The sequence below is a fragment of the Shewanella psychrotolerans genome (assembly GCF_019457595.1).
Classification (GTDB): domain Bacteria; phylum Pseudomonadota; class Gammaproteobacteria; order Enterobacterales; family Shewanellaceae; genus Shewanella; species Shewanella psychrotolerans.
Genome location: NZ_CP080419.1, coordinates 1,026,133 through 1,051,309, shown reverse-complemented (window position 1 = coordinate 1,051,309; position 25,177 = coordinate 1,026,133). Strand labels below are relative to the sequence as shown.

21 protein-coding genes and 1 riboswitch are annotated in these 25,177 nt (G+C 44.1%); of the genes, 7 read left to right on the top strand and 14 right to left on the bottom strand.

The window, feature by feature from the left end:
* The first annotated feature begins 140 nt into the window (after positions 1-140).
* The gene (locus K0I62_RS04635) at positions 141-1,682 is read left to right on the top strand and encodes a tetratricopeptide repeat protein (protein ID WP_220070353.1); all 1,542 of its coding nucleotides are present in this window, start codon (positions 141-143) and stop codon (positions 1,680-1,682) included.
* Positions 1,683-1,758: 76 nt separating this feature from the next.
* Here the strand turns inward: K0I62_RS04635 and metE are convergent, their stop codons facing one another.
* Complete coding sequence (metE, locus tag K0I62_RS04630) at positions 1,759-4,029, bottom strand: 5-methyltetrahydropteroyltriglutamate--homocysteine S-methyltransferase (protein ID WP_220071280.1); 2,271 nt, start codon at positions 4,027-4,029, stop codon at positions 1,759-1,761.
* A gap of 193 nt (positions 4,030-4,222) precedes the next feature.
* Here metE and K0I62_RS04625 point away from each other — a divergent pair, with 193 nt between their 5' ends.
* Positions 4,223-5,128, top strand: a complete 906-nt coding sequence (locus K0I62_RS04625) for a LysR family transcriptional regulator (protein ID WP_220070352.1) — start codon at positions 4,223-4,225, stop codon at positions 5,126-5,128.
* Positions 5,129-5,268: 140 nt separating this feature from the next.
* Here the strand turns inward: K0I62_RS04625 and K0I62_RS04620 are convergent, their stop codons facing one another.
* The 5 genes from K0I62_RS04620 to K0I62_RS04600 form a co-directional block, all read right to left on the bottom strand.
* Positions 5,269-6,000: an HDOD domain-containing protein gene (locus K0I62_RS04620; RefSeq protein WP_220070351.1), complete on the bottom strand. Its 732-nt coding sequence runs from the start codon at positions 5,998-6,000 to the stop codon at positions 5,269-5,271.
* A 251-nt stretch (positions 6,001-6,251) separates the two neighbouring features.
* Positions 6,252-6,863, bottom strand: coding sequence for an arylesterase (locus tag K0I62_RS04615; protein WP_220070350.1), 612 nt, complete (start codon positions 6,861-6,863; stop codon positions 6,252-6,254).
* A 169-nt stretch (positions 6,864-7,032) separates the two neighbouring features.
* Positions 7,033-9,006 (bottom strand): TonB-dependent receptor, encoded by a 1,974-nt coding sequence (locus tag K0I62_RS04610; RefSeq protein WP_220070349.1) that lies wholly within the window; start codon positions 9,004-9,006, stop codon positions 7,033-7,035.
* Positions 9,007-9,106: 100 nt separating this feature from the next.
* Positions 9,107-9,323, bottom strand: a riboswitch (cobalamin riboswitch).
* 194 nt (positions 9,324-9,517) lie between these two features.
* The gene (locus tag K0I62_RS04605; RefSeq protein WP_220070348.1) at positions 9,518-9,868 is read right to left on the bottom strand and encodes a DUF805 domain-containing protein; all 351 of its coding nucleotides are present in this window, start codon (positions 9,866-9,868) and stop codon (positions 9,518-9,520) included.
* 302 nt (positions 9,869-10,170) lie between these two features.
* Positions 10,171-10,788: a hypothetical protein gene (locus tag K0I62_RS04600; RefSeq protein WP_220070347.1), complete on the bottom strand. Its 618-nt coding sequence runs from the start codon at positions 10,786-10,788 to the stop codon at positions 10,171-10,173.
* Between the two features lie 356 nt (positions 10,789-11,144).
* Between K0I62_RS04600 and K0I62_RS04595 the strand changes: the two genes are divergently transcribed.
* Positions 11,145-13,274, top strand: coding sequence for a cation:dicarboxylate symporter family transporter (locus K0I62_RS04595; protein ID WP_258405085.1), 2,130 nt, complete (start codon positions 11,145-11,147; stop codon positions 13,272-13,274).
* Positions 13,275-13,345: 71 nt separating this feature from the next.
* Here the strand turns inward: K0I62_RS04595 and K0I62_RS04590 are convergent, their stop codons facing one another.
* Positions 13,346-14,125: a CLCA_X family protein gene (locus K0I62_RS04590; RefSeq protein ID WP_220070345.1), complete on the bottom strand. Its 780-nt coding sequence runs from the start codon at positions 14,123-14,125 to the stop codon at positions 13,346-13,348.
* 229 nt (positions 14,126-14,354) lie between these two features.
* Positions 14,355-16,592, bottom strand: a complete 2,238-nt coding sequence (locus tag K0I62_RS04585) for an acyl-CoA dehydrogenase (RefSeq protein ID WP_220070344.1) — start codon at positions 16,590-16,592, stop codon at positions 14,355-14,357.
* Positions 16,593-17,057: 465 nt separating this feature from the next.
* Here K0I62_RS04585 and K0I62_RS04580 point away from each other — a divergent pair, with 465 nt between their 5' ends.
* From K0I62_RS04580 to K0I62_RS04570, 3 genes are read left to right on the top strand one after another with little or no spacing between them, the layout of a single operon-like run.
* Positions 17,058-17,801 carry a (Fe-S)-binding protein gene (locus K0I62_RS04580; protein ID WP_220070343.1) on the top strand — a complete coding sequence of 248 codons (744 nt, stop codon included), beginning with the start codon at positions 17,058-17,060 and terminating at the stop codon, positions 17,799-17,801.
* A gap of 9 nt (positions 17,802-17,810) precedes the next feature.
* Positions 17,811-19,202: a lactate utilization protein B gene (locus K0I62_RS04575; RefSeq protein WP_220070342.1), complete on the top strand. Its 1,392-nt coding sequence runs from the start codon at positions 17,811-17,813 to the stop codon at positions 19,200-19,202.
* 1 nt (position 19,203) lies between these two features.
* Positions 19,204-19,773, top strand: a complete 570-nt coding sequence (locus K0I62_RS04570) for a LutC/YkgG family protein (protein ID WP_220070341.1) — start codon at positions 19,204-19,206, stop codon at positions 19,771-19,773.
* 85 nt (positions 19,774-19,858) lie between these two features.
* On the opposite strand, the gene K0I62_RS04565 is transcribed toward K0I62_RS04570, so the two are convergent.
* Positions 19,859-20,752, bottom strand: a complete 894-nt coding sequence (locus K0I62_RS04565) for a LysR family transcriptional regulator (RefSeq protein ID WP_220070340.1) — start codon at positions 20,750-20,752, stop codon at positions 19,859-19,861.
* Between the two features lie 235 nt (positions 20,753-20,987).
* Between K0I62_RS04565 and ppiC the strand changes: the two genes are divergently transcribed.
* Complete coding sequence (gene ppiC, locus K0I62_RS04560) at positions 20,988-21,266, top strand: peptidylprolyl isomerase PpiC (RefSeq protein ID WP_220070339.1); 279 nt, start codon at positions 20,988-20,990, stop codon at positions 21,264-21,266.
* 484 nt (positions 21,267-21,750) lie between these two features.
* Here ppiC and K0I62_RS04555 read toward each other — a convergent pair whose 3' ends face one another.
* The 5 genes from K0I62_RS04555 to K0I62_RS04535 all read right to left on the bottom strand — a co-directional run bounded on the left by K0I62_RS04555 (position 21,751) and on the right by K0I62_RS04535 (position 25,020).
* A complete protein-coding gene (locus K0I62_RS04555) occupies positions 21,751-21,948 on the bottom strand; it encodes a hypothetical protein (RefSeq protein ID WP_220070338.1) in 198 nt (65 codons plus the stop codon).
* A gap of 350 nt (positions 21,949-22,298) precedes the next feature.
* Entirely contained in the window at positions 22,299-22,511 is a 213-nt protein-coding gene (locus K0I62_RS04550) for a YhcB family protein (RefSeq protein ID WP_220070337.1), read from the bottom strand.
* Positions 22,512-22,632: 121 nt separating this feature from the next.
* Entirely contained in the window at positions 22,633-23,193 is a 561-nt protein-coding gene (locus K0I62_RS04545; protein ID WP_220070336.1) for a hypothetical protein, read from the bottom strand.
* Between the two features lie 109 nt (positions 23,194-23,302).
* Positions 23,303-23,935 (bottom strand): peptidase M15, encoded by a 633-nt coding sequence (locus tag K0I62_RS04540; protein WP_220070335.1) that lies wholly within the window; start codon positions 23,933-23,935, stop codon positions 23,303-23,305.
* 41 nt (positions 23,936-23,976) lie between these two features.
* Positions 23,977-25,020, bottom strand: a complete 1,044-nt coding sequence (locus K0I62_RS04535; RefSeq protein ID WP_220070334.1) for a hypothetical protein — start codon at positions 25,018-25,020, stop codon at positions 23,977-23,979.
* Positions 25,021-25,177: the final 157 nt, after the last annotated feature.

The window sequence follows — 25,177 nt, the reverse complement described above, 5'->3', positions numbered from 1 at the left end:
ATCAAAACAAATCCATATCTAGTAAAGACTTGTTTAACAAGATAAAAAAGTGCACACTTGCCGCCTAAGCTCTTAGGGCAACCCATAGCCCAAGTTCAACGCTCGTCTCATGTCAGCCATAGACAATGTGAAGGATCACAATGCAAACCGTTATTTTATTTATATTCTTAGCCCTGCTGTTCGTTACCTTAGTTTCGCTCTACATCACCTGGCGTAATAAACAACCAATCGAAGTCACCGGCGGCCCCGAACAAGTGATTTTTCTCGCAAACCAGCTGCTGCACAGCGGTCGAGAAGCACAGGCTATCGATTACCTGGAACGAGCAGTGGCCATGGGAATGGCCCATGCAGCGCAGTTCCTCGGTGAACTCTACAACCTCGAAGATACCCACCTATTTGACCAGGCCAAGGCCAACGACTGGTTTCAAAAAGCTGCCGAACTCGATGAGCAATTTGCTCAGCTTCAGCGCCAGATGCTGAAATTTAATGTTCACCCCACCCAGGAAGGCAACAGCTCACAGCTGGAAACCATGTTGAAACCCGGTGCTGACCAGGGCAATAGCCAGCATCAGGCAGAACTTGGTAAGCTCTATCAGGAGAGTCCGCTACTCGACCCTGAGGGTATTCAGGCACTGCATTACCTGACCCAGGCCGCTGAGGCGGGAGAGGTTGAAGCAAAGTACGATCTCGCCAACCTCTGGCTCTCACCGCGCCATGGCGAGCCTGACCCCGCCAAGGCCAGAGCACTGCTACAAAAGATTATTGATAGCGATACCAGCGCCAAGAGTCTGCTGGCGAGAATGCTACTTAGCGGTGAAGGCGGCCCTGCCGATCCCAGTGAAGCCGAGCGTTTGATGCGCGAACTGGCCCAAGATAATGACTTTGCCCTCATCGAGCTGGCCCGCCTCTATCAGCAAGGCAAAGAGCTACCTCAGGATATCCCCAAGGCGGAGGAGTGTCTGCGACAAGCCATCGCCATGGATAATGACAGCGCTACCTACCACTTGGGCGAGCTGCTACTCAATCATAAACTTGACCGCGACAGCCACATTGAGGCGATCGCCCTGCTGACGCCTCTGGCCGAGCAGTGGTGGACAGACGCCCTCTTCCTCCTGGGCAAGGCCCATGAAGATGGACTGGGCACCCGCTGCCATCTACCTACGGCCCTATCTTATTATCGCTTAGCGGCCATCGATCCAGCACCCTACCACTTGGCGCGGGTCAAGGATTTAAGTACCAAGATGGGTGAACATGAGAAGGAGCAGGCGGACAGCCTGTATCAGCAATTTCTGACCCTGCACCCGATAAGCCTATCTCAGCAGGCCAGCATAGACGTTACCCATGGGCAACGTCTGCTCCATGAAGATGATAGAGGGCGATGCCACCCGAGAGAAGCAATCCCTTATCTGGAGCGCGCAGTTCTCACAGGTGAAAACCTAGCGCTGGAACCTCTACATCAGGCCTGCACAGAGCTGGGACAAAGGGTCGATGCCGCCATCTGGGCGCAGATAGCCTTAGAAGATGAGTTCTATTTTCTGCCCACCGGTGAGATGGAGATTAGCTTAGCCAGCCTCAAGCAAGGCTTTAGCGAGGCCGAGCAGGCACTGTTTGAGCAGCGACTCGATGAGCGACGAGCCGAGATCGCCGCGAACCTCAGTGCTGCTAGCAATAACACACGATAACCAAGATTCAAAAGACAAAGGGCGGCCAGAGATCTGGCCACCCACTTAATCTAAAGGCAAAGAGTCGCCAGAGTCATTACCCAAGGCGTCTTCTCAGCTCCTTAGTGGCCTTCACCATGTTTTGTAGTGCAGGCTCTACCTCATCCCACGTCCTAGTCTTTAATCCACAATCTGGATTGACCCATAGCTGACGAACTGGAATCTTAGTCGCTGCCTTATCGATAAGCGCAACCATCTGCTCAACACTTGGGATGTTAGGACTATGAATGTCATACACTCCAGGACCGATCTCATTTGGATACTCAAAGTCTTCAAAGGCATTAAGTAACTCCATATTAGAGCGGGACGTCTCAATGGTGATCACATCGGCATCCATCGCTGCTATTGAAGCGATTGTGGCATTAAACTCGCTGTAACACATGTGTGTATGGATCTGAGTATCATCTTCAACACCCGCCGCGCTCAGTTTAAATGCATTGACCGCCCAGTCTAAATAATTTTGCCATTGCGACTCTTTTAGCGGTAAGCCCTCACGAAATGCGGGCTCATCGATCTGAATAATACCAATGCCAGCATTTTGCAGATCAACTACCTCATCACGAATAGCCAATGCGATCTGATTTGCGATCTGCTGACGACTAATATCTTCACGGGCAAACGACCAATGTAAAATAGTGACAGGCCCCGTCAACATCCCTTTTACAGGCTTATCTGTTAGGCTCTGGGCATATGTTGCCCAATCGAGCGTCATAGGTTGCGGGCGCGACACATCACCGTAGATCAGCGGTGGCTTAACACAACGCGAGCCATAACTTTGTACCCAGCCAAATTGGGTAAACCCGACGCCATCTAACTGCTCACCAAAATATTCCACCATGTCGTTACGTTCGGCTTCACCGTGGACTAACACATCGATGCCTAACTTTTGCTGCCGAGAAATACTGTCTCGCGTTACCGCTTGTAATTGTTCATTATAAGCAGCATAGGTCAGCTCCCCTTTGCGCCAGCGGTTTCTAAGTCCTCGTATTGCAGGAGTCTGTGGAAATGACCCGATTGTTGTAGTGGGTAGCAAAGGTAAACGGAAACGCTCTTGTTGCTTAACTTGACGCAAGGCAAATCCACTTTGACGCTCAAAGTCCACACTAGTTAACGCATCCACCCGAGCATTCACTTGGCTATTAGCCGCATTTTTTCTCGCGGTGCGCCTTTGAACACAGTGGGTAACGATCGCTTGAGATGCAACAGAATCGGGCTCGACTAACAGCGTTTGTAATTGGTGAAGTTCTTCTAATTTCTGTTTAGCAAAACTCAATTGTTGGCGCAAAAATGGTTCAAGCTCAGACTCCACATCAAGATCGACGGGAGTGTGCAATAGTGAACAAGACGGTGCTAGCCAAATCTGTTCACCATAATCGGCAACCACTGGCGTAAGCTGCTTAGCTATATTATCAAGCTCTGCCGCCCACACATTGCGACCATTGATCACTCCGAGGCTTAGCACTTGTTCAGGCTTTAAGCTTGCTGCAAACGCTGACAATTGCTCAGGTGCACTCACCAGATCAAGATGTAATCCAGCAACATCCAAATCACTAATAAGCTCATGATGGTGTTCGACCGAGCCATAATAGGTTGCCAGTAATAGTTTTACATCGGTGCCATTTAGCGCTTTGTAGGTATCGGCGAACGGTGCTCGCCAATCTTCATCCAGCTCTAACGCTAAAATAGGTTCATCTAATTGAACCCAAGTAACCCCCTGCTCGACAAAGCGCTCAAGAATGGCCTGATATACTTCAATAAGTTGAGGCAATAAACTCAATTTATCAAATTCTTGCCCGCTACACTTTGCTAAGTGGAGATAAGACAATGGCCCCAAGATCACTGGTTTTGGCTGATACCCTAAGGCTTTTGCTTGCTCAACCTCATTAAAAATCTGGTCGAAGGCGATCTTAAAAGTTTGATCTTGGCTCAACTCTGGCACGATATAGTGGTAGTTAGTATTGAAATATTTCTTCATCTGCGAAGCCGTGGTGGCCGTCCCTGTTGGCGCTCGTCCACGAGCCACTCTAAATAGGGTATCTAAATCGACCTTATCGCCGTCACGATGGCGTTCAGGAATCGCATTAATGGTGGCACTGAGGGTTAATACTTGATCGTAATAGGCAAAATCCCCCACAGGCAGATGAGTAACGCCCGCTTGTGCCTGCCACTCCCAGTGCGTTTGACGGAGTAAGCTGGCAACATCTTCAAGTGCTGTAGGAGTAATTTCTCCGCGCCAATACTTTTCTAGCGCAAACTTAAGCTCACGTTGACGACCAATCCTTGGAAAACCTAGCGAAGCAATGTTTATTGATTCCATATTTTATACCCCTTATTTGAAATGAGCTGAATTCACAGTTAGGACAGCAAGCAAGTGGTAGAGATATTAAATGACACAACCACAAGTAGGCGTCTGGACGTCTAGAAGTTTATTGTGTTAACCTGTCGTTTCGCAACCGAATTGATTTCAGGCACAACATGAGCAAAATTCATCTGAGGTAAAAATGATAGAGCTTAGACATTTACGAACAATAGTAGCCCTCAAAGAGAGTGGCAGTCTCGCTGGCGCAGCTAAAAAGCGCTTTGTCACTCAATCGGCATTGTCTCACCAAATAAAAGAGCTCGAGACCCGTATTAATTCGACGATTTTTGTCAGAAAAAGTAAACCACTCTCTTTTACTCAAGAAGGGATACGTTTGCTGACACTTGCAGAAGAGATACTGCCTAAAGTCATTGAAACTGAAATCGATCTCAAGAATGGACTTAATGATGAAGCAGGCGATCTCTTTGTAGGCATTGAGTGTCATAGCTGTTTTCGCTGGTTGATGCCAGTGATCGAAGTATTCAATAGTAACTTCCCTCGCACAAATCTAGAACTCTCGAGCCGGCATCTGTTTAATTCACTAGCGGCACTTAAACAGGGAGAGTTAGATGTTGTACTGACGTCAGATCCCATACCAGACAAAGATATTTCCTACCAACACCTATTTGATTTTGAAGTAAAACTATTAGTAGCTACTGACCATCCATTAGCAAAACAGGACTATGTGATCCCCTCCGAACTCAGCAGTCAATCTCTCATCACCTATCCGGTTCCATTAGAGCGTTTAGATATCTATCGCCACTTTTTAGAACCTGCTGGGATCCCGGTCAGTAAACAAATCCGCTGCGATCTTACCTCTATGCTTTTACAGCGGATCGCCTGTAAAGATGGAGTAGCAGCCCTACCCAGTTGGTCAATAAATGAAGCTCATGGTTTATCGTTGGCGACGTTAAAACTCGGACAGGAAGGGCTAAAAAGACCGCTATTTGGCGCTTATCGTCACAGTAGTAGCAATGCACGACTCGCCCAGCAATGGTTAGGACTTGTTGCCGTAGAGGGAATGGCTAAGCAAAATTTAATTAACTGATACTATTCAATCACTACATTAGATTGAACCGAAGCGGCTGAATAACATGTCTAACCAAGCTATTGCAGATAGTCTGGTTGAAAGAGCTGCTAAAAACTACCACAGGCAGTTTTTAGCACTGGTGAACTATTACGTCATTTTTATAGCGGATTAAGCAACTGATTACGCATAGATAATACGCGACGCAATACTAACCCTGGGGAATCAGGGTTGCGCGTTTGACGTAGATTATGGGCGATCATGAACTCTTCTTTGAGCTCGTCATCTAAGCCTAAAGATACGAATGCTTCAAGGGTTAAGGTTTGTTTTTGATTATCAATTAATGATTTGATAATAGAGAGGGGGAACGACTGCTCTGATTCGGCATTTAAATAAGCGAATGCGGTAAGTGCAATAATTTCACCAAATACACTAAACAACGCTAATGTTTGCACCTCATCAGGATTAATATTAACCCCTTCCATTTGATGCAAACTATCGACAGCATTGGTCGCAATACTTTCTGTTAGCGCCCAGTAACCAAAAACCAGTTTTTTATAAGGTTGTGGCAGCTCATCCAAGCGCTCTTTAAGATAAAAAGTAAAAGCATACCGGTAAATATTCACCTGACCCAAACGCACTAATGCATCTTTCAGTGAACGATTTTTTGAAGAAACGGTAACGCCAACATTTGCAGCTACATTACTACGCCACAACATGTGAGCGGCAAGCGCAGGATCGGAAGAAACAATGTCAATCACATTGCGAATATCACCATCTGCAATGATAGCCTTTTTCAATGGGATCAGAATGCCACGGCGACCAATGACCTGCTCTTCATTGGCGATAATTGCACGTACTTGAGTGAATACTTGATGCTCAAGATCTGTCATGAGAAGTTATTAACCTGATTTATTATTCTGGCAAGTCGCCATTTGTTATCCGAGAATTTACCCACAAAATGCCCGCCGTGGTCAAGTCGATTTAGGTTAAAAGAGAAGTCTAACCCAAATATTTCCACATTGTTACGCTAGCACTAATCAAATCTAGTGCTTTAACACCGTAAGATGACAACTTTCTGTCACTTTACAATTCGATGACGCTATACCGCTGGAGAGTCTATGCACCAAACGATGGCCAAAATTCACAATGCGCCAGCTTGCCTAAGTTGCAACTCAATATGTTCAGCAAGGCGTTCATATCCTGCATCATTAAGGTGAATCGTATCGGATTTAACCTCTGGTAATTTTAGCAGATCTGTTAAAAAATCCTCAATTAATAACAGCTGATATTTATCGCTAAGACGAGAATAGAGTTTAGCAGGTTCGAGCCAAAGACTCTTTTGCGGAACTGCGATTAATACCACAGTAATCGCTCTACTTTGTGCCTGTTCAATCATTAAAGCAAGATTAGCTTCTACTTGCTGTTCATCTACATTGCGCAGAAAATCGTTGCCGCCTTCAAGCAGCAACACCAACTCGGGCGCGGTTTCATCCAGTACAGTTGCAAACCGTCTTAGCCCCTCAGAAGTTGTTTCACCAGAAATCCCAGCGTTAATCACATTTAATCCTGTTAATCTGGCTAACACGCTAGGATAATCGCTTCCCTTCGACGCACCGACGCCTTGAGTTAAGCTATCGCCAAAGGCCAAAATATTAGCATCAGGAGAAAGTGGCGCTAATGTTCGATGACTATTTGGCCAGAACACGCCAATGAGAACCAGCGCCGCCACAACCAGCAACCATTTCAACTTCATCTTTAACAGTCTCCTCGATCTATATCTATTGAGATATGGTGTTGATGCCATCATGACCAACAGGCATAAAAAAAGCCAGTCAGTAAAGCTGACTGGCTTTTTTATCTATTGATCTGGCATTAGGCCTTGTATTGGGATCGGTTTAGCCGTTAGCTCAACATCAACGCCTTTAGAAGCGATAGCTCGCCGTTAAACGCACTGCGCGTCCACTGCCTGAATAATAACCATTACCCCAAGCGCTATAATAACCAGCGCTGACATATTGTTCGTCAAATAAGTTATCAACACGTAAACTCGCTAGCCACGCATTGCGGGTATAGTTAAGCGCTATATTAGTTAGCAAATAGTCATCGAGTTTAGGGTCAACATTGCCGTCATCGCCCTCAATGAAACGCTCACCTGTATAGACTCCTTCAGCAAATAGCTGCAAATGTTCATAGATATCATAACTAACATAAGCACGACCACTGTGCTCAGCGACCCAAGATAGCGACTTGCCATCATTGATCCCGTCAGTAAACTCGGCATCAATATAGTTGTATTCAACACCTAACTGAACTGCTTGGGTCACTTGCCAATCCCAATCCAAACTCACACCATAGCGACGCGATGCATCAGCGTTTACGTTGGCACCAGGAAAGCTTCCACCGGTTGGGGTTTCAGCGCTGGAATCAAATACAATTTCATCTTCCAAATCTAAGCGATACGCACTAACACGCAAACTATTGCCACTGAAAATCCAGTCCCAACCCGCTTCATAAGAACGACCCGTTTGCGGCTTAAGCCCTACGACACTTGCAGGTGTATAAGCTTGCTCATCAACTTTTGCAAAGCGGAAATTTTCATCGGCTCGAACATATAGACGATGATTCGCTGTTGGGCGATAGTTAAGACCAAGTTCAAATGCGTGAGCATCCTGATCTAAATCTACGCCATCGGGATACGCTTGGGGATCAACAAGATCATCAGCTACTTCGGCGTAACGTCCACCAACCACATAGCTGACACTTTGAGTGAGCGGGACAGTAGCCTGTACGTAAGCACTCACTTGCTCTTGGACATTGCTGCGTCCACTGCTGAAATCAGACTCTCCACGACTCAAATCGACACCTGTAACGAGATTCAACATGCCACTGTCTGTCGCTATATTCGCGATAATTTTAGGCATAAATTCTAATAGTGAACGAGTATCTTTTCTGGCCGTTCCCCAGCTATTAAGACCCGTTATCAGAGTGTCTGAATAATTTAAATCAGCCTGTAGCGCCCATTGCTCGCTAAGTTGACGTTGATATCCAGTTCTGGCTGCTGTTGTCATCTCATGCATATAACTATCGGGAGCGCCTACAAGAGTAGCATTTGACTGACGAGGGTCATCCTCTATCTGCTCCAATGTTAAATCACCCGCAAGTTCTCGATGGTTATCGTAGTAACTCGTTTCAACAAAAAACTCTTGCAGATCATCACGGTACTGGAGACGACCTAAAACAGATGAAGTTTCATTAGCATTATGGTCGCGATAATTGTCACCTTGGTTGTAACTGCCAGCCGCATATAATCGCCATCTGTCATTAATAGCAACTGAGCCTTCGGCTTGGCCTTCATAAGTATCGAAACTACCAGCAGACACTTGAACACTGCCACCAGCGCCATTTGGCGCTTTAGTAATAATATTGATCACGCCACCTACCGCTTGGTCACCATAAAGCACCCCTGCGCTACCCGATAAAATCTCAACCCGTTCAATCTGATTAAGTGGAATAGCATTGATCGTAGGTGCAGCGATATCAATATTATTAAGACGGCGACCGTCAATAAGGATCAAGGTATTGTTTGCTGCTTGGCTAGCACTAAAACCTCGCATCGCAAACACCGCACCTGAATTTGAATCTGAGATTTGAATACCGCTTTGACCACGCAATACATCTGTCAAGGTGGTCGCGCCACCCATCTCGATAGCAGCCGCGTCAATCACATTAACATTGGCAGCAATATTTAATGGGGTTGATTCGCTTCGACCGATGACCGTAATGGTTTCGTCAATCTGAGTTGCATTTTGGTTAGTCGCTTCTGCCGCCTGAAGTGGTGCAGAAACAGATAACATTGCACCGAGTAATACGGCAATTGTTGTAGGTTTTGTACCCATTTTCCTTTAACTCCTAAAAGGGAAACGGGGCAAGAAGTCACGGTAAATAACACCAAGTGCTGGTGAGAGTTATCGCATTTCGAGATCTGCCCGCCGAAATCTCAAAATCACCTTTAGGGCCGGTCTCCGGACTGAGGATAAGTACAAAAAGTGAATCACTTTTTATACGACAAGATTGGATTTTTTTAACGCTTAACGTAAACGCATCCAACTTTCACCTTTCACCGTTGCGGGGGCAGTGCCAGATTTTCACAGGCTTCCCGATTATCCCTATTACGCATAACACGTATCAGGGCACCACAAAAGATTAACTAGAATTTGGTTGTCTTTAATTAGTCATCAATAATATTATATTTCGTAGAAAATCACTAACGACTATTCAAGAACGGGGCATTATAGACGTCTACACGTATAAATGTCTAACTGCTTCTGCCAAGAATCAAGCTATTAAATAGCAAGCAAAGGCAATAAAAAAGGAGACCTAAGCCTCCTTAAAAATAATGATGTATGGTTAAGCCGCAGCGAATGCTTTCGGATTGCCACCATATTCGTTGTCTTCAACACTATCTTGTGCATAAAAAATAATCAGCACAATGGCGCCAATAAGTGGGATAAGGCAGAGCAACTGCCACCAACCTGAACGACCAGTATCATGTAAACGTCGCGCCGAAATAGACAAACTCGGGATCAACATAACTAAAGAGAATATACCTGTTAATGCAAAGGTCCCTAATATTCCATCGACCACAGCCAACGCGATATAAAAGATAAAGTAAAACAGAATATACATCCAAAACTCTGTTCTACGTGCGCGACCGGTAAAATCAGCAAACTTTTTAAACGCACCAATAAAATGTTCCATATTATTCCTTTTGTTTACGTAAAATATGTAATAAATACCCAATAAGGATCCAAGAGTTATGCAATAGCTCCATCCACCCCACCGCACGTCAATAATATATTAAATAATTAAAAACTTTAATTTAATTTTAATGACAATGAGATTTGTGAAGCTTTATTGACTTTAGATAACAGATGAAAAGCGCAATAAAAAATCACACCAATAAGTAAATTATTGGTAAGTAAAACAGCTCAATCTAGTCTAATCACCAACAGCCATCGCTGAAAACAGGCCAACTAACCGAACCAGAAATAAAAATAGAACTAACGCAAAGTGGTTATATCAGCCACCATTTTTAGTGGCGGCGTAACCGAAAAATGAGTAGCCGAAAGTAAATCATCCCCTCGAGCTGAACGATGTAACAAAAACAGATCGTCTGCGCCAGCTATCACTGTGTAATGACCGATTTCTCCCATGGCCACATCTTGTTTACTTTCGCCTCTATGGGTATGGGGCATTTTTGAGCAAGTCAGCATTGCACTATAGCTCTGCTTTCCCTCAATCGATGATGCCCCCAGTTTTTGATACTTAACCTCGCCCTCACAAATCTGTTGATAGTTGCTGGCAAAGGTGTCGAGAAACAACTCAGGTTCTATGGCATTAGCTAACCCTTTGAAAGCCTGAATACAATAGAGTGACGACCAACTGGTGAGAAATTCCTGCTGTGGTACAAATTCAGCCGAAAACATAGTGCCAATTTGTTCACTATGAGCAAGTCGCCAATGACTTGGGAAATACAGACCTAGTTGCTGCTTAAAGATAGTCAGTTGATGTGCGTTTGAGGCTGTAGTGGCGAGTTCGGAGGCATTTGTTACATTTGCCGCACACAAAAAACTACAGCCAATAAGCGTCATGAATCGATGATTTCGAGAAAAGTCCATTTCTACATATCCTTATGATGCGATTAGTGATGACAACAAAACTTACTGCAGTTTATCACTCCTAGAGTTGAAATCACCTATTTCAACTCACAATCAGTCGTTAATACTACACCTTCATGACTCAGCATTTACCTATTTAAAAAATAAATACTCACCCTTGAGCCACGCGCTACCTCACATTCCACCGTTCAATTGTTAAAAACTAGCTAAAGCATCTTTAAACTTATACCTTGCCCACTCTATAATTCAGCCTCTGTTTTATTTAAAGCAATTTATCTCTACTTTTAGACATCACCGCGCTCAATGGGAATATACCAGTGCTAAAAAAACTGCTTACAATGCAAAGCTCAACTCAGATGATAGTTGCAATGTTTATTGGTTTTGCCGTAGGCATTTTTTTCGGTGAATCCGTTGGCTGGTTAACCAGTATCGGCACTAGCGTTATCTTACTAATGCAGATGACAGTATTGCCCTATATTTTGGTCTCCCTGGTTGGTGGTATAGGTAAGCTAAAACGCTCGACCGCAAGTCTAATATTTAGCCGAGCAGGAGTGATTATGCTGCTGCTTTGGTTGGTGGGATTAGTCTTTGTCGCCCTAATGCCACTCTCTTTCCCTTTTGTTGAAACCGCCTCCTTCTTTAGTACCAGCATTATTGAGCCCGCGGCTACTATCGATTACTTCAAGCTCTATATTCCGTCAAATCCATTTGAATCAATGGCCGCGGGTTATGTTCCTGCAATGGTGATATTTAGCATTGCTATGGGGCTCGCACTTATAGGGATAGAGGGCGATAACAAACAACAGCTCATCAGCTTTATGCACACTTGCAGTGAGATTTTCTCTAAGATAACTCAGACGCTAGTAAAGGTATTGCCGATTGGCATTTTTGCAATGTCAGCTTCTGCAGCCGGTACCATGGGGGGGGATGAATTTGCCAGTATGCAGGTTTACCTCATCAGCTACTTCGCCCTGTGTCTGCTACTCACGTTTTGGGTGCTACCCTGGATCATCGCCTCGGTAACGCCAGTCACTTATGCCCAAGCGCTACGTATCTCTAAATCCAGCGTAGTGACAGCATTTGCTACCGGTAATATTTTTATCGTGATCCCTGTGATTGTCGAAGAGTGTAAACAGATCATGCGCGAACATGACAGCCTAAGCGATGACGCCGAAACGCTAATCGAAATATTAGTTCCTATCGCATTTACCTTCCCTAATATCGGCAAGCTAACGGTGATCCTATTTGTGCTGTTTGCGGGATGGTTTAACGGGACGCCAGTCGATATTAGCGATCTGCCATCGCTATCGATAAGCGGTCTGTTATCGCTGTTTGGCAGTGTCTATGTGGCAATCCCCTTCATGCTAGACCTGGTTCACCTGCCTCAAGATCTATTCCAGCTGTTTGTCATGTCGGGTTTTATTACTGGTAAATTTAACTCAATCACCGCAGTAATGAATCTATTCGCACTCACACTGCTTACCGTCGCACTGTTTGAAAAGCGTTTACGAGTTCGCCCACCACAATTAATAAAAATGAGTGTAGGAATCATCGCCAGTATCGCTCTAACACTAATCGTTTGCCGACTCGGTATGGGACTTTTCATTCACAGCCCCGATGTCACCAGCGGCGTTATTGCCAATATGCAGGTAGCAGATAAAGTTCCAACCATAGTTAACAAGCAGTTTCCTATCGTCGGCAAAACCCCTACTTCGCCGATTGCAAGCGTTAGCATGATCCGTCAACGCGGCGTGGTCAAAGTGGGTTATATCCCAAGTAACGTGCCTTTTAGTTACTACAACAACGCTGGGCAACTGGTGGGATTCGATAGTGCAATGGCCACCAAACTGGCTGAAGATCTTGGTGTGAAAGTGGAGTTTATCCCCTTTGATAAAGACAAACTCGCAGAATCACTTGAGGCGGGGTTTTTCGATATTGCCATGTCAGGTCTGGCGATGGATATAGCCCAAATGGATAAGCTCAGTTATGTCGATCCGGTGCTAAAACTCAACCTTGCTGTTGCAACCAAAGACCATAAAGTCAACAGTTTCAAGCGCAATGAAACCATTCTAGCAATGCAAGACACCACTATCGCTTATGTTGAACACAGCGATCTTATCGATGAAGCCAAGGCGTACTATACCAATTTAAACTTCGTCAAAATCGATGGCTATAAGCACTTCTTCAGGCAGAAGTCAGATAAGTATGATGCGGTCATTATCAGTGCTGAAGCAGGCTCTGCCTGGACGCTTTTCTTCCCTGGATACGGTATTGCACTGCTAGAAAATCAGGTGCAATACCCAGTTGCCTACGCGGTCGCTCAAGATAATCAATCACTACTGAATTATGTCAATAACTGGCAAAAACTGCGTAAAGTCGATGGCCACCAGCAAAAGTTATACAACTACTGGATGCTCGGCAAAGGCGCTGTAGAAGAAAAACCACGCTGGTCTGTGATTAGAGACGTTTTACATTGGGTAGAATAATCGCAGCAATGGATAGAATAGTCGCAAAGCGGGGTTGAATAATTTTCTGATTTTTAACCACATAGGGTGAACTACTCTCGCCCTAATGCCTCACCTAATGGCTCGAAGTAATTAAGCAGCTGCTGGAATATCTGACGCCGATGGCGTTCATCGGGATAGCCTCCCGCTTTAGCAAGTTCGGAATCCAATGTTTCATTCACTAAATAGGGATTGCTAATATCGGGATGGATCTCAATACAGGCTTCAAATGCCCGCGCCATTAACTCCGTCGGTTTAGAGAAGTAGTTCCGGCCATATTGCTTATCGAGTGCAACGGCCCGACCGACAAAATCATGCCCTTCTTGACCATCTTCACTTAGCAGGCAGGTTTTAAATAACCCTTCCAGACGCAGGTTTAATGGATGCACTATCGGCTTCATATCGCTAAGCCAGCAACTGCTAGCAAAAGCGATACCTCTAGTAGAAATATGGTAGGCTTTAGTCGCGATATAGTGATCGAATGCATGCCAAAACTCGTGTGCTAGTGCGCCAGCCCCGGCATTCTTAGCCAATGCCAACTCACGATGAGCAGGCATATAATGCGCCTGTACGCCGACCTGCCCCCCTGTGCCAAAAGCTAAATTTAAACTCTGTCTCAGCCCTATGGCTTTAGGCGGCAATTTCAATATAAATGCTAAATCAGCAAACGCATCAAAAATAAGATTGGCAGCCTTGTGCTTTTCTTCGGTCTCTACCCAGCTACCAAGCCGAATATGGTTAAGGCCAAAAACCTCTTTAATATCATTAAAGCTAACCTGTTCACCGCTACGATAATCAGGGCCAAGCCGATGATAGTTTTGTCGTTTTAACACTGAATATGCGCCATCCTATTTACCTATCTTATCAACCTATCTCATCAAACTATCTCATCAACCAGATTAATGAACTGACCTCATTCTGACAAATATCATACCTTAAAATGAGGTCTATTTATCGCAATGTCCATATCCATCAATATAAGAAAGTAACTGTAGTTACCCTCTATTGAATAGCAAAAAGCCGTCTATGTAGACGGCTTAAATAGGCGTTTAAGGATTTTATTTAGTTAGCAATCTTAAGCTCAACTCGCTCATCAACTAAATTCATATCGAAATCAAACTCATCGACACGAATAGCACGCTCACGTTTAAGATTGTAATCTTGAAGCTGCTTATATTCGCCGCTTGAGATCACCTTGGCCTCTAAGGCAGCATCCAAGGTTAAAGCAAATCGAACTCCAGACTTAAAGGCGCGCTGCTTTAAGCCTTTTTTGACCTTAGCAAGCATTGGTAAGCAAGCAATCTTCGCCAGATAAGCTTGCTCATTGATATCGTTACCATCACCGGCGACGGGCTTAATAAGGTGGGTCAACTGCTGCTTAAAGCCAGTATTAAGTTGCGCCTGATGAGCAAGCTCACGCACAAGATCGTCATTGATCTTCTTCATCTTAGGCGAGTAAGTCACCGTGATTAGCTTCATAAACTGACGAGTCGCAGCAGACGGGAAGTTATCGAGGAAATCGAGCAGTGCCTTCTCTGCATTTACAAGAGCCCAGCGAGTCGCATAGTGGAAATAAGGCGTCGCTTCACTGCGCTGCTCTGCGCTAACCTTCTGCTCGTAGTAACGAATCGATGCCATAGCGGCATAAAGATAGCTCATCACATCACCCAAACGTGCCGACAACATCTCAGCCTGTTTCAGCTTACCACCTAATACTAACAGTGAAAAATCCGCATAAACCGCAAGCTTAGACGCCAACTTATGTACCGCTTTCTCATACTCGGCAACTTCGCTCAGGTTCGATTTAGCGCCCGCAGTAAAAGGTAATAACCCTAAACGGAAAGCACGTAAACTATTACCAACGCTGTAACCTACCGTTTGTCTAAAGATACGGTTAAAGGTCTTATCGGCATCTTTTTCATCACTGTGAATCGACTCAACCATGCTTTGCAAATAGGGATGACAACGCATTACGCCTTGACCAAAAATCATCAAGTTACGAGTAAGAATGTTGGCACCCTCTACGGTAATGGCAATGGGCTGCGCCATATAACCTGAAGCCAAGGTATTTTGTGGCCCACGTTGAATCGCCTTACCCGCTTGAATATCCATCGCAGAATTGAGCACGTCGCGGCCAATCTCTGTCATGTGATACTTTGCAATCGCAGTCACCACCGACGGTTTCAGTCCAAGCCCTAGCCCTTCAGTAGTTAACACGCGCATCGCCTCTTGCAGATAGGTTTTGCCCGCGATATCGGCAAGCTTCTGTTGAATACCTTCAAATTTACCAATCGACAAACCAAACTGTTCACGCACCGCGGCATATTCGGCCGACGATTTAAATGACGCTTGGCTGACCGATACGCCTAATGCAGGCAAAGAGATCCCACGTCCCGCACCAAGACAAGCAACCAACATCTGCCAGCCTCGGCCGATATTTTGTTGACCGCCAATAATAAAGTCCATTGGGATAAAGACATTTTCACCGCGAGTGGTCCCGTTGTAGAAACGACACCCCATGGGATCATGGCGGTTGCCTAATTGAACACCGGGATGCGACTTAGGAATAAGCGCACAGGTGATACCTAACTGCTCTTTACCGCCGAGTAAACCTTGAGGGTCTTCAACCTTAAAGGCCAATCCCAACACGGAAGCGATTGGCGCCAAAGTGATATAACGTTTGTCCCAAGTGACCGACAAACCAAGTACCTGCTCACCTTGATATTCACCCATGGTAACGGTGCCAATATCAGGAATACCGCCCGCATCAGAACCGGCTTCAGGGCTAGTTAATGCGAAACAAGGGATCTCTTGCCCATTCGCAAGGCGTGGCAACCAAAAATCACGCTGAGCCTCGGTACCATAATGCATCAGCAGCTCACCAGGGCCTAATGAGTTAGGCACCATCACGGTAACTGCTACCGCTGAGCTTTTCGCGGCAATGGTAGCCACAATAGTCGAGTTAGCATAAGGGCTAAATTCGAGTCCGCCGTATGCTTTAGGTATGATCAAAGAGAAAAACTTATTCTCTTTGAGAAAATTAACAATGGCATCAGGTAGATGAGTATCATTTTGCAGCGCAAAATCATCCACCATTTCGATAAGTTGCTGCACAGGACCTTCAAGAAATGCTTGTTCACTCGCAGACAAGGTTGCAGCGGGTACCGCTCGCAGTGCATCAAAATCTGGAATCCCTTGATAAATCGATCCCTCAAGCCAAACATCGCCAGCGTCAAGTGCTTCTTGTTCTGTGGTAGAAATACTCGGTAGTACTTTTTTAAATGTTGTTCTTATACTCATCTTTCAGACTCATCCGACCATTAGATTTATGTGCATTACGTCACAAAACAAGCATTAGATCAAACATTCTAATTAACAAAAAACACCTTATTTTACAGTTACAAGCCAACAAAAAAATTAAAACCTTAATTTTTCATAAGGTTACACATGTACGCTTAAACAAAAAAATTAAACAACCGTTTGATACAGTCATTTGAAAAAGGCTTCATGAACCTAAAACGAAGCAAAAACAAATGATAATTTTGTCGGTGAAAGTTTGCGCAATAATATCGTTTCATTAATGAAAAAATGTCCTTCTATATTTACTAAATTAGCACTACTTATTATGTGGGTATATGCTTAAATCACCATCACGAATAACCCCCTGCAAAATGGGATAGACTCCTCCTTGTGTTACGGTAGCTCGACAAATCGATCGCCCGCGCACAAAAGCGCCCATGCTGCTACCGATTAAGAGAGCGCTTCATGAAGATAGCACTGTTTATACCCTGCCTGGTTAACCAGATGATGCCCCATGTTGGTATCGCCACCGTAGAACTATTAGAAAAACTCGGACATCAAGTGATTCTGCCCAAAGGGCAAACCTGTTGCGGCCAACCTATGACCAACTCAGGCTGTTTTGATGAAGCGAAAAAAACCACCTTAAAGCTACTAAACGCCTTCAAAGGTGTCGAATGTGATGCCATCGTTTGCCCTGCGGCATCATGCTTAGTGGCTGCAAAAGAAAATTTCCACGAGTTCGACACCAGCCCAGAAGCTCAAGCTGTTATAGACAAGCTTTATGAACTGACTGAATTCTTACACGATGTTGCGCCAATTAAAGCCTTTAATAAGCCCTTCAATCACAAGATCAGTTTGCAGCTTAGCTGCCATGGTATTCGCATGCTGGATCTCGCCACCCCAAGTGAGCAGATGGGCCCGCGCACCAATAAAGTGGAAGCCGTGCTAAAAGCTATCCCTAGTATTGAAATCGTCTACCCAGGTCGTCATGACGAGTGTTGTGGTTTCGGCGGTACATTTGCTGTCGATGAAGGTGCCGTATCGGCGAAGATGGGTAAAGACAAGGCTCAAGCTCATGCCGAAACTGGCGCAAAGTATGCTGTCGGTTTCGACCCCTCATGCTTACTTCACTTAGATGGCATGATGAGACGCCAAAAACTACCGATCGAAACCTTACATATTGCCGAAGTCATCAACGCTGCGCTGTAGGAGCACACTATGTCGACTAATCATACATCTGGGGCTGGCTCAGCGACTCATGCCAAGAAGGCCGAAATTTTCTGTCAAGATGAAGCACGCGTAGATTGGCACTCTAAAGCTCTATGGATGCTTAGAGAGAAGCGTGATCGCGCCGCTTCATCAATCCCAGAGTGGGAACAACTTCGTGAGTTAGGCTCACAGCTAAAACTGCATACATTAACCCATTTAGATCAATATTTAGAAGAGTTTGAAAAAAACTGTCATGCCAATGGCATTCAAGTTCATTGGGCTAAAGATGGCGCAGAGCACAACCAAATTGTGCATAAAATCTTAGCCGAGAAACAGGTTAAGAAGCTGGTTAAATCTAAGTCGATGCTAACAGAAGAGTGCCACCTCAATCCGTATCTCGAAAGTCATGGTATCGAAGTGATCGATACCGACTTAGGTGAGCGTATTATTCAGTTAGCCAAGCAGCCTCCTTCACATATTGTGGTCCCTGCGATTCACATGAAAAAAGAGGAAGTGGGCGATCTGTTTCATGAAAAATTAGGCACAGATGCTGGCGCATCAGACCCACTTTACCTAACCCGAGCTGCACGAGCCCATCTGCGCGAGCAGTTCCTGTCAGCCGATGCTGCCATGACCGGGGTCAATATGGCTATCGCTGATAAAGGCGCAGTCGTGGTCTGTACTAACGAAGGTAACGCCGATATGGGGGCAAACTTACCTAAGTTGCAACTGCACTCTATGGGTATCGACAAAATCGTTCCCAATTTAGACAGTGCTGCGGTCATACTTCGTACACTCGCACGTAATGCGACGGGTCAGCCAGTGACCACCTATAGCGCTTTCTACCGTGGCCCTCAAACCGATGGTGAGATGCATATCATCATCGTTGATAACGGCCGCACCGATATGTTGCAAGATAAAATCTTAGCAGAATCACTAAAATGTATCCGCTGTGGCGGTTGCTTAAATACCTGCCCTGTTTATCGCCGCTCTGGTGGTTACAGTTATAACTACACGATTCCAGGTCCTATCGGGATCGCCGTAGGCGCTCAAGCAGATGATACCAACTCTATTCCTTGGGCCTGTACTTTATGTGGCAGTTGCTCTTATGTCTGCCCAACGAAAGTACCTTTAGATAAGATCATTCATCATCACCGCAGACTCAAGGCAAAAGCAGGTAAGCTACCTTATGGTAAGCGCAGCTATATGCCACTCGTGGGTAACTTTATGGCCAGCGAAACCATGCTTAACTGCTCGATGAGCGTCGCCCGTACCGCTTTACGCATCCTGCCTGGCGCGGTGTTAAAGCCATTCTCAGGTGCATGGGGTAAATATCGTGAACTCCCAATCGCGCCTAAATCAAGTTTCGAAACTTGGTTTAACAAAAATAGAGGTCAGTAATATGTCTAGCAAACAATCTATCTTGCATGCCCTAAAAAGGGTTGCTGTTGAACCTCAAGCGATGCCTGAAATTAATGTAAGCCCTCGCCTTGATGATGTCATTGGACAATTTGAAACCAATCTAGGCGCTGTGGCGGGCACGCTACATCGCGAAGCGGGTCTTAGCGGTTTACAGGCTAAAGTGGATGAACTTATAGCTCAGGGTCAACAAGTGATATCCACAGTTGAAGGCATTACAGGCAACCGAACTCTCCCTGAAACAGCTCACGAGTTAAAAGATATCGATTACGCGGTGATCCCTGGGGACCTTGCTGTAGCTGAAAATGGCGCTATTTGGGTAAACAACAAAAACCTAGGTCATAGGGTAACGCCTTTCATCTGTGAAAACCTATTTTTGGTTGTCAAAGCCGATACCGTCGTAGCCAACATGCATCAAGCAGTGAAGCAAATTGGCTTAGAAAGCGGCGAATTTGGTGTATTTATCGCTGGCCCGTCAAAGACCGCTGATATTGAACAAGCTTTAGTGGTGGGAGCCCATGGTGCCTGCAGCCTAAACGTTTACCTGACTTAACAAAGATTAACCAACCCATTTAGCAGCCTCAAACTGCCTTATGCCACCTCTAACACTGGGGTGGCTTTTTTATCCATGACTCAGGCTAATCAAACAAGCAGCTGGCTTTCTGCTGCATAAACTCAATAAACAACTTCACCTTTAAAGGCTGCTGACTGCGTTGATGATACAAGAGTGAGATACGTCGTTGCTCACCACGCCAGCAGGGCAATACTCGCAGCAATTTTCCCGCTGCCAACTCTGGTTTAACAAACAATTCAGGACCATACAAGATCCCACCATCATCGACTGTCGCTTTGATAGCACCATGAAGATCCCCAAGGGTTAACTTAGCAGGTCCTTCATAATAGAAACCCTCACCATCGACATGTTTCATCGACCAATTAAACAATGGCCACACTTTAATCAGACTATGTTCAATTAATTGACTAGGGTGAGTCAACTCTTGTGCTTTAGCCAAGTAACCAGGCGATGCGTACAAACCATAATCAAGTACACCTAAGGACTTAGACACCCAAGATGAATCAGGCTGAGCACCACCGACAATCGCCACATCGACGCCTTCATCGATTAAATCTATGGTGCTGTTATTTTGAGTAATATGCAGCTGTATATCTGGGTAGGCTTTAGAGAAATCATTAATCACGCCGATAAAAATCATCGAGGTGATCGAGACCGGCGCCGCGATCCGCAACGTCCCCTCGGGCTTTTCCACTCGATTATCATTGCAACTATCAAAATGGGCGACCGCATCCTGATAACGGGAGAACAGTTCGCTGCCCTCCTCTGTTAGCCTAAGTTTACGGGTGCTGCGCATTATGAGCTGAGTATCGAGTAATGCCTCTAGCTTAGTTATTTTGCGGCTCACGGTGGCGATTGGCATGCACAGCTCTTTAGCTGCTTGAGAAAACCCGCCCGCATTGACTAAATGCACAAACAGATGAATAAGTTGAAGTTCAGAGCCAACACAACGCGCCATTCCATTTCCCTCGCAACATCTGCCTAAAAGATAGAGATTATAACAAACCTCCCAAACCACCACAGCATCTAAGCCAAAATCAAAACTGTGTTCAATCAATAAAAGCTGAAATTAATGATCCGAACCTACCCGCTAATGCTCCAACTAATTATATGAGTCAGGTTTAATCTGTGTCTGAAGGTAATGTATAATCACTCGATACCGTTAATATTCCCAATCCAAAGGTCACGTTCTGATGGCAAAAACTGCAGCAGCGCTTCACATCCTAGTCAAACACAAAGAGCTAGCTGAAGATATCATCAAGCAACTCAACAAAGGCGCTAAATTCGATGTGCTTGCCAAAAAGCATTCCACCTGCCCTTCAGGTAAAAAAGGCGGTAGTTTGGGCGAATTTAAGAAAGGACAAATGGTGCCCCCCTTTGATAAAGTTTGCTTTAGTGGTGAGTTAATCACGCCACATCTAGTTAAAACCAAATTTGGCTGGCACGTAGTTAAGATCCTTTACAGGACATGATGGTTAAAGTCTGCATAGACTAAGGCAAGCTGATTAATGTTTGTCTTAACTTTAATCACCGATACATCATCTGACACTTCCAATAAGACCACTAAAATAGATCATGCTAAGTATCATTAACTCACTTTTGGGCAAAAATAGGCTGACCTTGGAATGAAGGTGTTGGCATTTTTGTGATTTAACATTTGGCTGAGTTGGTTTTTGGTATGGCTGATGGTAGCGTTAACCTTCATCGTTTTGAATTGCTTGCAGCAGGCCTTTCGTGCAAACACATTTGTGACACGGTGAGTGAAGCGTAGCTTCGTGCTTACGAACGAGAGGCATGGACGCCGAACTGGCTTTTAGATATGGACGTTGTTCGAGCACTTCCAGGTGAGCTCTACCTCGGCATCCATGCCTCGGAAGGTCACAACTGTGTTCACACTGAGTTTTCTATTTCTTCGATTGGACCTTACTGGTACCCCTTGGGCAATCAAAAGTTAACTCATTTCTGGACAAAAGTATTTAGACCTTCGAATGAAGGTATTGGCTTTTTTAGCTTATAACCTTTAGCTGCATAGGTTTTTACTTCGCTGATGGCAGCGTTGACCTTCATGGCAACCAATTGCCTGCAGCATGCCTTTCGTGCAGGTGCTTCTTCGGCATCGCTGTAAACCCATCCTTGGGCGCTCTGCGATTTCATCCCTGAAATCGAAGGCCTCAGCCGCACCTACACCGACTTTTCTATCTCTTCGATTTGACCTCATTCAACGACCGACAAACTGACGTTTTATAAATAATAAGGATAATGGCTTAACCAATAAGAATGGGAGAAGCTTAACATATTGAAATCATGTAAGTTAAACTATTAGCAATGGCGCTAAGGAAGCTTGCTGTCTACCAAAAAGTTTCCCAATAAAAATCATCTCAAACAACGAAAATTCTCGTCTCGATATTTACATAATAAAAGTCATATCTTAGGTGTGCGGGCTTGTTCAACACTTGGGATAAGGACGCGGCTTCGCGCGGCCTATCCTTATTTGTTATATGCAATTACTTGCAATGATCTTTATTTTTAGAAACTCCTTGCTTAAGGAGCATAATCATTGCCCCAATACCTAGCCCTACGACAAGACCAGCTAATGCGTCAGAACTAAAGCCAAACAAAACATCCGTTTGATTTGATTTAATTATCCATTGACTAAGCATAAAGGTAACTACACAAATTACAGGAATCAAAACTAAATGTGATTTGTTATTTTCCATTATTTCCTCCTAAATTAGATTTTGCATATAACGCCCGCCTAACACGCAATGTGTTGGCATGGCTTTTTGCGTTGTTTGCCAAAACCATGACAACTTTACATTGTCGAAGTTTAGGCGCTTGTTATAGCCCGTACTTCATTGTGAGATATTCTGATTTTATTTGGTACTCAGCATATAATATTTTGGCTCTAGAACGAACACTTGTCGGGTTCGTAGACAGCTGTATAAGCCTCTGTTTATGCTCAGTCTTTGATGTAAGTTGCATTACATCTTCAAAACCAATATCAAAAATAACATAGGGGCTATCAGGCTGTAGGTAGCTATGAAGGTGGCGTTGATCAGCCTCGCCAATAAGTATAAGACGGTCATACTTTTTTCCCCCTCCTGAACCAAATACATTTTTCCACGACCAACGTTTAGTTGTGCCCGTTTGTTTTCTATTGGCTAAGTTGAGCTTGGAATACTTAACTTCGATACGTAATCCACAGTTTGTTTCAATATCGTGTGGTGCATTGAATTCGGTAATAGCTCCAGATACCAAACGGGACACAAAGGACTCTCCTCTAATGCCCGCTACGACATTTGGATGGTTCTCAAAAAAGGCAATTTTCTTTTTCAAGCTCAAATTTTCTTCGCTCAATTTTGCAATAGTCTTTTCTAATTCTTCTATGTGATTATCCATAGGTATGACCAATAGGGTTCTATCGCCTCATAGGCTGTAAAACGGCAGTAGGTTAAAATAGAGAGGTTCGAGCACAATCTAATGTTATGTATTAGCAATAATTTCTCTATTAGAGCCCAATCTCTCGAAGCATTTCTTCATAGTATTCAGAATGCTCACCGTCAAAATTATCCGCTCCAGGCTTTGTCAAATAGCCTTTGGAGCCTGTGATAAAACTATAAATTTCTTTCTTCGGCACTTCATGCCAAGATAAATTGAATGCAGCGTAGTTCGGGAAAAACTGCATATGGGAGTACTCGGGGATATTATCGTGAATCCACCATGCAAGAGCTTGCCAGTTCCCTGTTCTTTCATAATATGGAATAAATGAATTAACAATAATACAAGCTGTAGCGCCAAGGTAACCATTGGCATCTTTGTAATCCCATATATGAGATGCAAAGTTACTCTCGTTACTTGCACAACTATATTGGTTTTTATTATCTGCACCTTTTGCATTCACTAAAGGTGAGCGATAAGCTGAACGTATACTAATTCTTCCGAATTTATTTTGTAGAGGTTCAAGAAGTTTCTGACACAAGTTAGAGCCTGTTTGAATGGCGATATCAGGAAAATCGGGGATGTTAGGAATAGATTCAATTTGCGAAATCTCAGAGTGTAAAAAGTCTCTCATAAAAAATGAAGGCGAGAGCTGCACACGACCCAATTTCTCTAGTGATTTTACTGATTGTGGTTTTCTCATATATCTACCTAAGGGCTATAACGCCCAAAACAGCGGCGCGGTTACGCGTCCGAATGATTTTGATTGTTAGCTGACGAATTACTAAAATACATCAGTACGTCTTGGTCAGAAAAATCTTCTAAACTAACAATTTCTTCTCTTAGATCTTTCAATTTATCTATATCTTCTAGGATTTGCATGAGCGCAACTGCTATTTTATTTCTATTTCCATTCTCCGATATTCTTTTAGTACTGACAGATATTTTGAGCTCATTGTTACCGCCATTATAACCACGCCATTCATCTGAAAAGCGTCCACTTTTTCGATGTCTTTTAAAAAAGTCAATTACTTGAAGTGATGTTGAAAATCTTGAATCCTGATTGACTACGCGATCTAGATCACTGATCTCGTATGAATCATCAAATAAGTACATACTGTAGAGCGATTCCTCCATGGTGAAATAGGTAGTCAATAAACCGTCACGATCTTCTCTCCGATCAGATCGAGCAAGAAGTTGCTCATATAAGCCTCTAACAGAATTTTCAAAACTAAGGATCTTAGAAATAATAACCTTATCTTTCGAAAACTTGTTTCTATGAAGGATATAAGTGCTTAGTATATAAGAAAACAGGATTTTTACATAGGCATTAAGAGAACCAATAAACTGACCTGCATCCATTTTTTCTAGGTCATCAATATCTAGCTCTTCTATCTGCCTTCTTATCTTGCTGTCAAATGACACCGATATTTCAAGACATATTTGATGAACCTTCTCGATCCCAGTCTCGTAGGTATTAAAAGAATCCAAGTAATCTAAAACAAGATTGTACTGCTCTTCCAGATCGTTATATACGCTTAATGTTCTCTCATGGGAAATCGCATCTAGGACTGGAGACAGATCTGCTTGATATATATAGTTATGATGAATCTGAATAAATGTTGACGGTATATTGTTTGTACTTTCTTCATTATTCTTCAGTACTTTCACTATTTGTCCGTTTGAAACATCTCGAATCAGAGTCCCATCTCTCTTGAAATTACCTTTTTCAATCTCTTCTTCTATTTTATTATCCGATATTTTTAAAGAGGACTTATTGCTACCCATATTAATGAACCTTAAGAACCTGAGTTAGATAAAATATTTATGCCGTACAAGCTAACGCCGCGTTAAGGTGTGAGTAACGCAATACCGAAGCCTCTGCATTTCACCTTAAACACTACAACCACGCATGGTAAAAATGCCACGCGTTACGAATCACTCT